This is a genomic window from Pantoea sp. Pa-EAmG (assembly GCF_030024295.1).
Classification (GTDB): Bacteria; Pseudomonadota; Gammaproteobacteria; order Enterobacterales; family Enterobacteriaceae; genus Pantoea; species Pantoea dispersa.
Genome location: NZ_JASEWO010000132.1, coordinates 1 through 13,453, shown reverse-complemented (window position 1 = coordinate 13,453; position 13,453 = coordinate 1). Strand labels below are relative to the sequence as shown.

General features: G+C 58.5%; 15 protein-coding genes and 1 pseudogene. 10 read left to right on the top strand and 6 right to left on the bottom strand.

Translation table 11 applies throughout. The features are described 5' to 3' along the window. Together QMM04_RS16350 and QMM04_RS16345 are read left to right on the top strand one after the other, a co-directional pair. Positions 1 to 154 (top strand): annotated as a pseudogene (locus QMM04_RS16350) (polysaccharide biosynthesis protein); the annotation flags it as partial. 8 nt (positions 155 to 162) lie between these two features. Then, entirely contained in the window at positions 163 to 1,113 is a 951-nt protein-coding gene (locus QMM04_RS16345) for an ATP-grasp fold amidoligase family protein (RefSeq protein ID WP_031279756.1), read from the top strand. 54 nt (positions 1,114 to 1,167) lie between these two features. On the opposite strand, the gene QMM04_RS16340 is transcribed toward QMM04_RS16345, so the two are convergent. After that, positions 1,168 to 1,449 (bottom strand): YjcB family protein, encoded by a 282-nt coding sequence (locus tag QMM04_RS16340; RefSeq protein WP_282996546.1) that lies wholly within the window; start codon positions 1,447 to 1,449, stop codon positions 1,168 to 1,170. Between the two features lie 244 nt (positions 1,450 to 1,693). Next, entirely contained in the window at positions 1,694 to 2,122 is a 429-nt protein-coding gene (gene soxS / locus QMM04_RS16335) for a superoxide response transcriptional regulator SoxS (RefSeq protein WP_058757551.1), read from the bottom strand. A 99-nt stretch (positions 2,123 to 2,221) separates the two neighbouring features. Between soxS and soxR the strand changes: the two genes are divergently transcribed. The 4 genes from soxR to QMM04_RS16315 all read left to right on the top strand — a co-directional run bounded on the left by soxR (position 2,222) and on the right by QMM04_RS16315 (position 6,902). Next, entirely contained in the window at positions 2,222 to 2,698 is a 477-nt protein-coding gene (soxR, locus tag QMM04_RS16330; RefSeq protein ID WP_021507832.1) for a redox-sensitive transcriptional activator SoxR, read from the top strand. 43 nt (positions 2,699 to 2,741) lie between these two features. Then, entirely contained in the window at positions 2,742 to 3,410 is a 669-nt protein-coding gene (locus tag QMM04_RS16325; RefSeq protein WP_282996545.1) for a glutathione S-transferase, read from the top strand. Positions 3,411 to 3,766: 356 nt separating this feature from the next. Further along, positions 3,767 to 5,116 carry an NCS2 family permease gene (locus tag QMM04_RS16320; RefSeq protein ID WP_058757550.1) on the top strand — a complete coding sequence of 450 codons (1,350 nt, stop codon included), beginning with the start codon at positions 3,767 to 3,769 and terminating at the stop codon, positions 5,114 to 5,116. A gap of 136 nt (positions 5,117 to 5,252) precedes the next feature. Next, positions 5,253 to 6,902, top strand: a complete 1,650-nt coding sequence (locus QMM04_RS16315) for a Na+/H+ antiporter (RefSeq protein ID WP_282996544.1) — start codon at positions 5,253 to 5,255, stop codon at positions 6,900 to 6,902. Positions 6,903 to 6,962: 60 nt separating this feature from the next. Here the strand turns inward: QMM04_RS16315 and QMM04_RS16310 are convergent, their stop codons facing one another. After that, entirely contained in the window at positions 6,963 to 7,865 is a 903-nt protein-coding gene (locus QMM04_RS16310) for a LysR family transcriptional regulator (protein ID WP_021507827.1), read from the bottom strand. Between the two features lie 102 nt (positions 7,866 to 7,967). Between QMM04_RS16310 and QMM04_RS16305 the strand changes: the two genes are divergently transcribed. From QMM04_RS16305 to QMM04_RS16290, 4 genes are all read left to right on the top strand, one after another. Continuing rightward, positions 7,968 to 8,393: a CidA/LrgA family protein gene (locus QMM04_RS16305; RefSeq protein WP_021507826.1), complete on the top strand. Its 426-nt coding sequence runs from the start codon at positions 7,968 to 7,970 to the stop codon at positions 8,391 to 8,393. After that, on the top strand, positions 8,386 to 9,081 hold the full coding sequence (locus QMM04_RS16300; protein WP_021507825.1) for an LrgB family protein: 696 nt from the start codon (positions 8,386 to 8,388) through the stop codon (positions 9,079 to 9,081). Before QMM04_RS16305 ends, QMM04_RS16300 begins: the two co-directional genes overlap by 8 nt. An 82-nt stretch (positions 9,082 to 9,163) precedes the next feature. Then, positions 9,164 to 9,709, top strand: coding sequence for a YfaZ family outer membrane protein (locus QMM04_RS16295; RefSeq protein WP_282996543.1), 546 nt, complete (start codon positions 9,164 to 9,166; stop codon positions 9,707 to 9,709). Positions 9,710 to 9,848: 139 nt separating this feature from the next. After that, positions 9,849 to 10,394 carry a YfaZ family outer membrane protein gene (locus tag QMM04_RS16290; protein ID WP_031279754.1) on the top strand — a complete coding sequence of 182 codons (546 nt, stop codon included), beginning with the start codon at positions 9,849 to 9,851 and terminating at the stop codon, positions 10,392 to 10,394. Positions 10,395 to 10,519: 125 nt separating this feature from the next. On the opposite strand, the gene QMM04_RS16285 is transcribed toward QMM04_RS16290, so the two are convergent. From QMM04_RS16285 to QMM04_RS16275, 3 genes are all read right to left on the bottom strand, one after another. Next, positions 10,520 to 12,172 carry a cation acetate symporter gene (locus QMM04_RS16285; protein WP_021507822.1) on the bottom strand — a complete coding sequence of 551 codons (1,653 nt, stop codon included), beginning with the start codon at positions 12,170 to 12,172 and terminating at the stop codon, positions 10,520 to 10,522. Continuing rightward, complete coding sequence (locus tag QMM04_RS16280; protein ID WP_282954798.1) at positions 12,169 to 12,498, bottom strand: DUF485 domain-containing protein; 330 nt, start codon at positions 12,496 to 12,498, stop codon at positions 12,169 to 12,171. Before QMM04_RS16280 ends, QMM04_RS16285 begins: the two co-directional genes overlap by 4 nt. 173 nt (positions 12,499 to 12,671) lie before the next feature. Next, positions 12,672 to 13,453, bottom strand: a 782-nt coding sequence (locus QMM04_RS16275) for an AMP-binding protein (protein WP_282996542.1), incomplete at its 5' end; no start/stop codon positions are given.

Here is a 13,453-nt window from a genome sequence, read left to right as displayed (position 1 = left end):
GTGGTGGCTGATCCAGGGCTACGGCATCATGGGTGCCGCCTGGAGCGTCTTCATCACGGAGTTACTGTCCCTGACCGTAATGAATTACTTCTTCAAAAACGGCGTCATCCAAAAAATTCAGGTTTCCTCACTCAACTACAAAACCTACAAATGAGGTCAGATATGATCAGGTTGAAAGACGAACTCAGAAGAAGCGTACAGTATTTCATCAAAAAGATGCCCTGGGCTTACCAGGATCGCATCTACTACTTTCACAAATTCCGTAAGCTGCCGAACCTGCGTCAGCCGAAGGTGTTCAACGAGAAAGTGCTGTATCGCAAATTCGTCTACGGCGACTACCAGTGCTATGGCCGCCTGTCGGACAAGTTTTCGGTGCGTGAGTACATTGCCGAAAAGGTGGGCAGTGAGTATCTGATTCCGCTGGTTTATGAGACCAGCGATCCGCACTCACTGCATACGCTGCCGAGCTGGAAGAACACGGTTATCAAGCCGAATCACGGCTCCAACATGGTTGAGATCCTGCTGGAAGAACCGGATGCGCTGAAAAAACAGCAGATTATCAGCGACTGCCAGCGCTGGCTGAAGACCGACTTCGCCAACGAGGCGCGCGAGATTCACTATCGCTATATTAAGCCGCGTATTCTGGTGGAGAAGTACATCGGCGATGGCAAAACCGCGCCGATCGATTACAAGTTTCACATGTTCAACAAGCGCGACGGCAATTTTGAATATGTGCTGCAGGTGATCTACAACCGCTGTAATCCGCTGCTGTCGATGAACTTTTACGTCAACAATCTTAACGAGGCGTATCACAAAATCCGTGATACCGGGCTGGATGTGTCACCGCTGCTGCCACAGCTGCAGCACGCGCTGGCGCTGAGTAAAACGCTGGCCAGCGACTTCGATTATGTGCGTGTGGACTGGTATATCGATGGCGAACAGATCTACTTCGGTGAGCTGACGTTCACGCCAGGCGCCGGGCTGGTCACCGGGTTGGATCGGGGGCTTAATCAGATGATGGGTGATATGTGGATTCAGGATCGTCGCGATACGCAGAGATCGGACGTCACGGTGCCGGAAGTGCCACTTCCAGCCGTATTGAAGAAAATTTGAAATCACACAGCAAAATAAAAAACCCCGCTTAGCGGGGTTTTTTATGCGCCGCGTTTACGGCATTGGCCAGTCGGCTGGTGTCTGGCTCATCACCTGAATAAACGCTTCTTTGGTGATGGACATAAAGTTATGCACGTTTTCCATGCTCAGCGTAATGCCGAGCAGACCGGTAACGAACCAGCATGACATCGCTACGCCCACGCCGCCGCACATCAGCGCCATCACGTGGTGGCTGTTCTGACGCAATTTAATTTTCATGGTGCTGGCGAAGAACATCATTACCGCGCTGAGCAGTTCCCAACGCATGACGATCAGACTGGTAGTGAACGTAGCCATCGGCGAAAAACCTCTTGAGATCAGTAATATCCCTGACATTCATCGGACATCACTGGCGGCAGACAAGGGAGGTCAGGGAAGCCCTTCTGTCGTCTTAATACAGCTTGAATCTGTGACTTGGGTCACATTATATCACTGGATTTGAAAATTTGAACAAAATTTAGACCTGGTATGGCAGGCCAAGAAAGGGCTGGAGGAAGGTGAGGAGGAGGGGAAAGGCGCGCCCGCGTGGGGCGCACTGACTTCAGCGTACCGGGCAGCACTCGCCGGTGGTGCGCTGGGCAAAGCTGTTCATGCCTTCGCTGCAGTCAAAGTTGACCAGACGCGGACGCTGCACCATCGCCTGGCGACGCATGCTGTGACGATAAGCGGTAGGGGTTTGCGAGAACTGACGGCGGAACACGCGCGAAAACGTCTGCTGCGAGTCGTAGCCGTACTGCATCGCAATGTCGAATACCGGACGCTGCGTCTGACGCAAGGCTTCGGCGGCCAGCGTGAGACGGCGTTCACGAATATAACCACCCAGCGTTTGTTTCGTAACCGTACGGAACATACGCTGCAGGTGCCATTTCGAGTAACCCGATTTTGCCGCCACTTCATCAATCGACAATGTTTTATCCAGATTCTGATCGATCCAGTTAGTCAGTGAATGGATGATTTCCTGTTGCATCATAGCCTGTTCCTTCTGCAAGGTTATCGCCTGGTTTGAAATTCGCTGTTTTGCTGGGGTGCGAGTATAATTCCTCAAGTTAACTTGAGGTAAAGGCCCTAAATGAAAAAAGAACGCAATTACCCGAAACCGGTGCTGACGCCGGGCGAAGTGGCGAAACGCAGCGGCGTGGCGGTATCGGCACTGCACTTTTATGAAAGCAAAGGCTTGATCAGCAGCACGCGCAATGGCGGTAATCAGCGCCGCTACAGCCGTGATGTGCTGCGCCGCGTGGCGATCATCAAAATTGCGCAGCGCATCGGGATTCCGCTGGCGACGGTCAGCGACAGCCTGATGCACGTGCCAGCGAATAAGCGCATGTCGACGCAGGAGTGGGACGCGCTGACGCAGCACTGGCGCGAAGAACTGGATAAACGCATCGAAACCCTGACGCGTCTGCGCAACGATCTTGACGGCTGCATTGGTTGCGGCTGCCTGTCGATGCGCGACTGCCCGCTGCGCAATCCGGGTGACCGTCTGGGGCAGCAGGGCTCCGGAGCGGTCCTGCTCGATCCGCAACAGGACGAGCCGCAGCGTTAATCCGCTATACTAGATGCCAACCCTTAGCAGCAAGGAATCGCGCATGATTACCGTTCACCATCTGGAAAACTCCCGTTCTCATCGGGTGCTGTGGCTGCTGGAAGAGCTGGCGGTGCCGTATCAAATCAAACGCTATCAGCGGGAAAATACCCTGCTGGCGCCGGACGAATTAAAGAAAGTGCATCCGCTGGGTAAATCGCCGGTGATTACCGATGGCAATCGGGTGATCGCCGAATCGGGCGCCATCCTCGAATATCTGCAGCTGAAATACGACAGCGAGCATCTGCTAGCGCTGCATGAGGAAGAGGAGCAAATTCAGGCGCGCTACTGGCTGCACTATGCTGAAGGTTCGCTGATGCCGATGCTGGTGATGAAGCTGGTGTTTGCGCAACTGGGCAAAAAGCCGGTGCCATGGCTGCTGCGCCCGGCCGGCGTGGCGCTGAGTAAAGGCATTCAGAAAGCGTGGCTGAACAAGCAGCTGGCGCTCCACGGGCGCGTGATTGAGCAGCATCTGAGCCAGCAGCGCTTTTTTGCCGGTTCACGCTTCAGCATTGCCGATGTGCAGATGAGTTTTCCGCTGCTGGCGTTGCAGATGCGCGGCGCGCTGGGTGAGATGCCCGCCACGGCGCGCTGGCTGGAGAATATGCAGCAGCGCGCCGCGTGGCAGCGCGCGCTGGAGCAGGGCGGCCCGATTCAGTTCAATAACGGCTGAGGCGCAGCGGTAACGCAACGAAACAGGACGCCGCGACGCGCTGTCGCGGCACCGCAGCAAACCATCTGAAATGCCAGCCTTTTTCCTCCATGATTTCCTGCTCCCGCTAGCGTAACGCCAGCCATAATGGCGCCAGAGCTGCGCATTATCCTGCCTGCCAGGTGATTAGCAGTTGAAAACGCCACCCCAAACGCCAGATAATCGTTTGCCTTTTTTCCGCGTCACCCCTTTTTGACCTGGAATACGCGGCCACGTAATCGTTTGCCTGCTTTTCTCTCTGAGACATCTTCACCAGGATGATGCGCAAACGCGAGCCGCGCGGTGACCTATATCTTAAAAAACACAGAGGAATAACTATGTCTGGCGAATCACGCCCGGCCAGGGGAAAACTGGACGCCTGGTTCCACATTTCAGCACGCGGCAGCAGCGTGCGGCAGGAAGTGCTGGCTGGCCTCACCACCTTTTTAGCGATGGTCTATTCGGTCATCGTGGTGCCTGGCATGCTCGGTAAAGCGGGCTTCTCACCGACGGCGGTGTTTGTCGCTACCTGTCTGGTGGCCAGCTTTGGCTCCCTCATCATGGGACTGTGGGCCAACCTGCCGATGGCGATTGGCTGTGCCATCTCCCTGACCGCCTTCACCGCGTTCAGCCTGGTTCTGGGCCAGCACATTAGCGTGCCGGTGGCGCTGGGCGCGGTCTTCCTGATGGGGCTGCTGTTCACGCTGATTTCCGTGACCGGCATTCGCGCGTGGATTCTGCGTAACCTGCCGATGGGCGTGGCGCACGGCACGGGCGTCGGTATCGGCCTGTTTCTGCTGCTGATTGCCGCCGATGGCATCGGTCTGGTGGTAAAAAACCCGGCGGCAGGCCTGCCGGTGGCGCTTGGTCACTTCACCTCTTTCCCGGTGATCATGGCGCTGATCGGGCTGGCGGCGATTTTTGGTCTGGAAAAACGGCGGGTACCGGGCGGCATTCTGCTGACCATCATTGCGATTTCGCTGCTTGGGCTGATTTTCGACCCGGCGGTAAAGTGGCAGGGGCTGTTTGCCATGCCGAGCCTGCGTGATGCCAGCGGCCAGTCGGCGATGTTTAGCCTGGATATCATGGGCGCGCTGCAGCCGGTGGTGTTACCGAGCGTGCTGGCGCTGGTGATGACCGCGGTGTTTGACGCCACCGGTACCATTCGTGCGGTGGCCGGGCAGGCGAACCTGCTGGATAAAGAGGGCCAGATTATCAATGGCGGTCGCGCGCTGACCACTGACTCTATCAGCAGCCTGTTTGCCGGACTGGTGGGTGCCTCGCCCGCCGCAGTGTATATCGAGTCCGCTGCGGGTACTGCCGCCGGCGGTAAAACCGGCCTGACGGCGATTGTCGTGGGTCTGTTGTTCCTGCTGATTCTGTTTATGTCGCCGCTGGCTTATCTGGTTCCAGCCTATGCCACCGCACCCGCGCTGATGTATGTCGGCCTGCTGATGCTGAGCAACGTGGCCAAAATCGACTTCAATGATTTCGTCGATGCGATGTCTGGCCTGCTGACGGCGGTATTCATCGTACTGACCTGCAACATCGTCACCGGCATCATGCTCGGCTTTGCCGCGCTGGTGATTGGCCGCCTGTTTGCCGGCGAGTGGCGCAAGCTCAACGCTGGCACGGTGGTGATTGCTGTGGCGCTGGTGGCGTTCTACGCGGGCGGCTGGGCTATCTGACCGCAATCCGGGCGTCAGTCCGGATTATTCTCTTTATCGCACACGCCGCACATCGGGTAGCCCCGCCGGGCGGCGTTTTGTTTTACACTTTCCGACGCAACATCGCTTCGATTAATATGATTCGCCTAAGGAAAGCATGGAAATCTTCTTTACTATTCTCATCATGACGCTGGTGGTGTCACTCTCCGGCGTGGCGGCGCGCATATTGCCGTTCCAAATTCCCCTGCCGTTGGTGCAGATTGCCGCTGGTGCATTGCTGGCCGTGCCGAGCTTTGGCCTGCATGTCGATTTTGACCCCGAACTGTTCCTCGTGCTGTTTATTCCGCCGCTGCTGTTTGCCGATGGCTGGAAAACGCCGATCAACGAGTTTCTGCATCACGGCCGTGAAATTATCGGCCTGGCGCTGGTGCTGGTGCTGATTACCGTGGTCGGTATCGGCTACCTGATTTACTGGCTGGTGCCGGGCATTCCGCTGATTCCGGCGTTCGCGCTGGCGGCGGTGCTGTCACCGACCGATGCGGTGGCGCTCTCCGGCATCGTCGGCGAAGGGCGCATCCCGAAAAAGATCATGTCGATTGTCCAGGGCGAGGCGCTGATGAATGACGCGTCGGGCCTGGTGTCACTCAAGTTTGCCGTCGCGGTGGCGATGGGCACCATGGTGTTCACCTGGGGCGGCGCCAGCGTCGAATTCCTTAAAGTGGCGATTGGCGGCCTGGTGGCCGGTGTCGCAGTTTGCTGGCTGTACGGTCGTTCGCTGCGCCTGCTCAGCCGCTGGAGCGGTGACGATCCGGCAACGCAAACCGTACTGCTGCTGCTGCTGCCGTTCGCCTCTTATCTGATTGCTGAACACCTCGGCGTCTCCGGCATTCTGGCGGCGGTCGCGGCCGGTATGACCATCACCCGTTCCGGCATCATCCGTCAGGCACCGCTGGCAATGCGCCTGCGCGCCAACAGCGTATGGCAGATGCTGGAGTTTGTGTTCAACGGCATGGTGTTCCTGATGCTGGGCCTGCAGCTGCCGGACATTCTCTCCACCTCGATTGCTCAGGCGAACGCCGATCCTAACGTCGAGCTGTGGATGCTGTTCGCTGACGTCGGACTGGTCTATGCGGCGCTGATGATCGTGCGCTTCGGCTGGCTGTGGATCATGAAGCGCACCAGCCTGCGCCTGCTGAAGAAGAAGCCGCTGGAGTTTTCCAGCTACTCGCTGCGTGAACTGCTGATCGCCTCTTTTGCCGGCGTGCGCGGTGCTATCACGCTGGCCGGTGTGCTGTCGATTCCGCTGTTCCTCAGCAACGGCGAACCTTTTCCGGCGCGCTACGAACTGGTGTTTATCGCCACCGGCGTGATTCTGTTCTCGCTGTTTGTCGGCGTGATTCTGCTGCCGATTCTGCTGCGCGGCATGGAGAGCCACGACAAAGTGGGACACCGTCGCGAAATCCAGAGCGCGCGTGCTGCGATGGCCGGCGTGGCGATCGAGAGCCTGCACAAAATGGAGCAGCGGCTGGAAAACGACGCTGAAGAGAACATCGATCCTGAGCTGCTGAAAGAGGTCAGCCTGCGGGTGATTGGTAATCTGCGTCGTCGCGTCGATGGCAAAGATGATATGGAGCAGGCGCTGTTTGCGGAAAATCTGGAGCGCCGTTTCCGTCTGACCGCGCTGCGCGCCGAACGTGCCGAGGTTTATCATCTGCGCGCCACCCAGCAGATCTCCAACGAGACCATGCAGCGCCTGCTACGCGATCTCGACCTGCTGGAAGCGTTGCTGATAGAAAAAGAGGAATAGCCGCCGCGTTTTGCTGCTCTCCGATCCCGCGGCCGCCTGACCTACAGGGCGGCCGCTTTGTTACAGCGATAGCCGTGGCGCGTTATCCGGCCAGTGTTCGCGGCAGCAGGCAATCCACGCCTGCGCGCTGCGCGACAGATAACTGCCTTCGCGCCAGATTAGCCCCAGACGCCACTGCAGCTCTGACTCCAGCGGCAGCCACAGCAAGGCCTGTTTATCCAGCCGCTGGCAAATCGGCTCCGGCAGGATCGCCAGCCCCATATCCGCCTGCACCATCGCGGCAAGAAAATCCCACTGCGCGCTGCGCAGCGCGATATCCGGCATCACTCCCTGGCGCTGAAACGCTTTCATCAGCTGGCGGTTAAGCGAAAACTCTTCGTTGAGGATCAGCAGGGGATGCTGAGCCAGCTCTGCCAGCGTCAGGCTGGTGCGGTTGAGCCAGCGCGCGCTGCGCGGCAGCAGCACGCACAGCGGATGGCGCATCAGTTCCAGCGTGTTCAGCGGCAGCTCAGCATCAATCGGCAGGGCGGTCAGTGCAATATCCAGCCCGCCGCTCAGCACCGCCTGCTGCACCGTCAGGCCACCAAATTCGGAGATTTTCAGCTGTACGCCGGGATAGCGGCGGCGGAACGCGGAGATCGATCCGGCAATCTGCATGCCGACCATTGGCGGAATGCCCAGCCGCAGCTCACCGGTTTTCAGCTGGTTGATGTCACTGATTTGCGCCTCCAGCTGATGAAACTCCTGCAAAATCGCCAGGCCGCGCTGATACACCGCCTGGCCGCTGTCGGTGAGATGCAGCTTGCGTCCCTCGCGCAGCAGCAGCGTGCAGCCCAGCTCTTCTTCCAGCTGGCGCAGCATTTTGCTGATGGTGGGTTGCGTCACGAACAACTTCTCCGCCGCGCGGGTAAAGCTCTGCTGACGCACCACTTCGGTAAAGTAACGCAGGGCACGCACGTCCATAAACATTCCTTTTTGGCATAGTTTGAATAATTTTAATTCATTTCTTTCACACTCTGGCGCGGATTTATACTGAAACCCTGAATTTTGAGGGGGAAGAGAGAAATGGCGTCCGCGCTTCGTCCGCGCACCACGGATATCCTGCAACGCGTCACGGTGCCGCTGCAGCTGGTGCTGTATATCGCCCTGTTCGTTGCCAGCGGTCAGCTGGTGAGCTGGCTGCATCTGCCGTTACCGGCCAACGTCGTGGGTATGGTGTTGCTGTTACTGTTGATCGTCAGCGGTATCGTGCCGCTGCGCTGGGTTAAAGCCGGGGCCAACTGGCTGCTGGCCGAAATGCTGCTGTTTTTTATTCCGGCGGTGGTGGCGGTGGTGAATTACAGCGACCTGCTGCGCAGTGAAGGCTGGCGCATCTGCGTGGTGATCGCCGTCAGTACGCTGATGGTGCTGGCGGCCACCTCGCTGGTGGTCGATCGCTTATACCGCTTCGAACTGGCGCGCGCGGCGCGTAAGCAGGGCGATCGTGACTGACTTTATCATTAGCCTGTTGTGTCTGGCGCTGACGCTACTGGTTTACTACCTCAATAAACGCCTGTACCGGCGCAGGCCCACACTGCTGCTGATGCCGCTGGTGTTAACGCCGCTGGTGCTGGTGGCGCTGCTGCTGCTGACGCACGTCAGCTGGCAGGATTACATCGCTGAAAGCCACTGGCTGCTGTGGCTGCTGGGGCCGGCGACGCTGGCTTTTGCGGTGCCGGTTTACGAAAACCTGCACATTATCCGCCGCCACTGGCTGTCGCTGAGCGTGGGCGTGATCACCGCCACGCTGGTGGCCGTGTGCAGTTCGGTATGGCTGGCGCGGCTGCTGACGCTACCGGAGAGCATCCAGCGCAGCCTGGCGGTGCGCTCCATCACCACGCCTTTTGCGCTGGCAGCGGCCCAGCCGATTGGCGGCCAACCCGATTTGGTCGCGCTGTTCGTAGTGATTACCGGCGTGTTTGGCATGGCGGTGGGCGACGTGCTGTTTTTACGCATCGCGATTAAGCAGGGCGTGGCGAAGGGCGCCGGCTTTGGCGCCGCCTCGCACGGTGCCGGCACGGCACGCGCTTATCAGCTCGGCCAGCAGGAGGGTGTGGTCTCCAGCCTGGTGATGATGCTCTCCGGCGTGCTCACGGTGCTGCTGGCCCCGCTGCTGGGACAGCTGTTGTGGCATGCCTGACGGGCAAATTTGAGCCTGGGCTCATATCAGAGTTTCCTCGCTTTGCTTACCGTTTGCGCGCGCAAACAACAAGGAAGCGAGAATGAAAAATACTACATTAGCATTAGGCCTGCTGCTGGCCGCCACCGGGAGCAGTGCCGCTGAGATCGGCGGGCAGGGCGGCAGCCATTTCTGGACAGCCCGGATTAACAGCGACCGCACCGCACCAGGCGTGCAGGCAGCACTGGAGTATGTGCATGGTCATCAGCAAACCCATCTGCTCGACGCCAGCCTCGGCTACGGCTTCTCCCTCGGCGCGCTGCAGGTAGCACCGCGTATCGGTGCATTCTGGGCCGATGTGAAAACCACCTCAACATCGAGTCGCGGCATGAATGGCGGGATTCGTCTGATGGCACCTCTGCCGCAGGCAGGGGCTACCTGGCTCTATCTGGATTACAGCCTGTCGCCTGATTTTGCCAACCATAATCTGCATGCGCTGCATCAGCTGGAAGCGGGCGTCTATTACCAGCCGGCGAAGTGGTTATCACTCAGCAGCGGCTATCGCTACCTCTCCGTCAACGGTGATTATGGCCATGCCGATCAAAGCCTGATGGATGGCCTGTTTATCGGCGCTGCCGTGCGTTTCTGATCCCTCCACGGCCGTTCGCGGCCGTTTTCTGCCCGCTGTAATCCATTTTTACGTAAAGCTTTCCAAATAAAGTTGTGTCACGTCGCCGCGCTGTTTACCCTTTGCGCCGAATTATGTGTCCTTCATGGAGTGGATTGTTATGTTTAAGCAACTTGTTACGGGAAGCGTTTTAGGTCTGGCACTGCTGAGCGGCGGCGCGCAGGCGATTGAGGGCAGTGTTGACGTGGGTGAGCACAGCACCAACCTGAACCTTGGCCTCGGCACCGCTTCACCGGGTCTGTTTCTGAAAGGCAACTGGCTGCGCAGCGATCACGACGGCAGCACCTACGGCCTTGGTATGGGGTATAACCTGGATGTGGGTGATTTCCGCGTGGCACCGACGGCGAAAGCGCTGTTCACCCATCCGGAAGATGGCCGTGATGGCTTCACCGTGGCGCTGGGTGCCGGTGCGCAGTATAACTTCAACAGCATGTGGGGCCTGTACGGCGAATATTACTATGCGCCGGAAGCGTTCTCCGATCGTCTGGACAGCTATAAAGAAGCCTCAGGCGGCCTGAGCTTTACGCCGATTTCGCTGCTGAACCTGCGCGTTGGCTATCAGTACATTGAGCTGAACAACAAAGGCGACCGCAAAGATAACGTGCTGGTCGACGGCCCGTACGTCGGTGCGTCGCTGCGTTTCTGATGACTGGACCAGGTGCGCATGAATGCGCACCCTACGAAATTCTGTTGGGTCGCCATTTATGGCGACCTGGTCAATTACCGCACTACGTTCATGGCGACCTGGTCAATCATCGCACCCTCTCAATCTTAATGCGCTTTCCCCTGCGAAATCCCGACGCCCGTCTGTGAACGGATAAACTGTCCGCGGAATTTCGCCCGCTCCAGCGCCCCCTGCTGGGAATGATCGGTAATTGAAAACAGCCAGGTGCCGACAAACGCGACCAGCATCGAGAACAGCGCCGGATACTCATACGGATAGACTGGCGTTGCGTGTCCGAGCACCTGCACCCAAATGGTCGGGCCGAGAATCATCAGCACCACCGCCGTCAGCAGGCCCAGCCAGCCCCCCACCATGGCGCCGCGCGTGGTCAGCTTTGACCAGTACATCGACAGCAAAATAATCGGGAAGTTACAGCTGGCGGCAATTGAGAACGCCAGGCCGACCATGAAGGCAATGTTCTGTTTCTCAAACAGAATGCCCAGCGCAATCGCCACCACGCCCAGCACCAGCACGGTAATTTTCGACACCCGCAGCTCTTCACGCTCGGTGGCCTGACCTTTACGGATCACGCTGGCATACAGGTCATGCGACACCGCCGAAGCACCGGCCAGCGTCAGTCCGGCCACCACCGCCAGAATGGTGGCGAAGGCTACCGCCGAGATAAAGCCGAGGAACAGGCTGCCGCCGACCGCATTGGAGAGATGCACTGCCGCCATGTTAGTGCCGCCAATCAGCGCGCCGCTGGCGTCTTTGAAGGCCGGATTAGCGCCGACCAGCAGAATGGCGCCGAAGCCGATAATAAAGGTCAGGAAGTAGAAGTAGCCCATAAAGCCGGTGGCCCAGAACACGCTTTTGCGTGCTTCCCGCGCATCGGCGACGGTGAAGAAACGCATCAGAATATGCGGCAGGCCGGCGGTGCCAAACATCAGGCCCAGACCGAGCGACAGCGCGGAGATCGGGTCTTTCACCAGACCGCCCGGCTGCATGATCGCGCTTCCTTTCGGGTGCACCGCCATCGCCTCGGTAAAGAGCGTATTAAAGCTGAAACCGGTGGCTTTCATCACCATGATGGCCATGAAGCTGGCACCAAACAGCAACAGCACCGCTTTGATAATCTGCACCCAGGTGGTGGCGAGCATGCCACCAAACAGCACGTACAGCACCATCAGAATGCCGACCAGCACCACGGCGATGTGGTAGTCGAGACCGAACAGCAGCTGGATCAGCTTACCGGCACCCACCATCTGCGCAATCAGATACAGCGCCACCACCACCAGCGAACCGCAGGCGGAAAGGGTGCGGATCGGCTTTTGCTGCAGGCGATAGGACGCCACATCGGCAAAGGTATAGCGGCCCAGGTTACGCAGGCGTTCGGCAATCAGGAACAGAATCATGGGCCAGCCGACGAGGAAGCCGAGCGAGTAGATCAGCCCGTCGTAGCCGGAGGTGTAGACCAGCGCGGAGATACCGAGAAACGAGGCGGCCGACATAAAGTCACCGGCCATCGCCAGGCCATTCTGAAAACCGGTGATGTTGCCGCCGGCGGTGTAGTAATCGCTGCGCGAGCGGGTGCGTTTGGACGCCCAGTAAGTAATGCCGAGCGTGGCCGCCACGAAGACCACGAACATGATGATCGCTTCGTAGTTAGTGGCCTGTTTTTGCACCGCGCCGGTAATGGCATCGGCGGCAAATACGCTGGCTGGTACGATAGCCAGCGAGGCGGAGAGCAGGCGCTTCATGATTTCACCTCGCTGACAATCTGTTTGGTCAGACGATCAAACTCGCCGTTGGCGCGCCAGACATAAACGCCGGTCAGCAGAAACGACACCACAATCAGGCCGACGCCGATGGGGATGCCGCGCGTCACACTAGTGCCGGCGTGCAAGGGCGTGCCGAGCCAGCCGGGCGCGAAGGCAATCAGCAGAATAAAGCCGACGTACAGTACCAGCATGATGAGGCTGAGCAGCAGCGCAAACGACTGACGTTTGTGCACCAGCTCCTGAAAACGCGGATTGCTTTCGATTTGTTGCCAGACGGCTTCCTGTTGGTTCAGGGCTTCGTTCATCACATTTTCTCCAGAGGCAAGGCAGACAGAAAACTCACGGCAACGTGATTTAACTGGCTGAATATTCTAGTTATAAAGGTTGTGCGATGGTGAAAAGCATACGGCGTAAGGATGGAAGAGCGGAGAGCTGCCTGCCGGGGACAGGCTGATACTCTCCGCCGGGTCAATGCCGGTTATGGCATGGTTATCGACTGTTTCTCCTCAAGCAATTTCTCCACCACGCCCGGATCGGCCAGCGTTGAAGTATCGCCAAAGTTGCTGGTATCGCCGGCGGCGATCTTGCGCAGAATACGGCGCATGATTTTGCCGGAGCGGGTTTTTGGCAGCGAATCGGTCCAGTGCAACACGTCTGGCGTGGCAATCGGGCCGATCTCTTTACGCACCCAGTTGCGCACCTCACTGTACAGCTCTGGCGACGGCTCTTCGCCGTGATTCAGCGTGATATAAGCATAGATCGCCTGGCCTTTAATGCTGTGCGGAATCCCCACCACCGCGGCTTCGGCAATTTTCGGATGCGAGACCAGCGCGGACTCGATCTCCGCCGTGCCAAGCCGGTGGCCGGAGACGTTCAGCACGTCATCGACGCGGCCGGTGATCCAGTAATAGCCATCTTCGTCACGGCGCGCGCCGTCGCCACTAAAGTAGCGATTTTTAAACGTCGAGAAGTAGGTTTGCTCGAAGCGATCGTGATCGCCAAACAGCGTGCGTGCCTGGCCGGGCCATGAATCGACGATCACCAGGTTACCCTCGGTGGCACCGTCCAGCGTATTACCTTCGTTATCCACCAGCGCCGGCTGGACGCCAAAGAAGGGTTTGGTGGCCGAACCGGCCTTCAGCTCGGTGGCGCCGGGCAGCGGCGTAATCATGAAGCCGCCGGTTTCGGTCTGCCACCAGGTATCGACGATCGGGCAACGGCTGTCGCCAATCTTTTTGTAATACCACTCCCAGGCTTCCG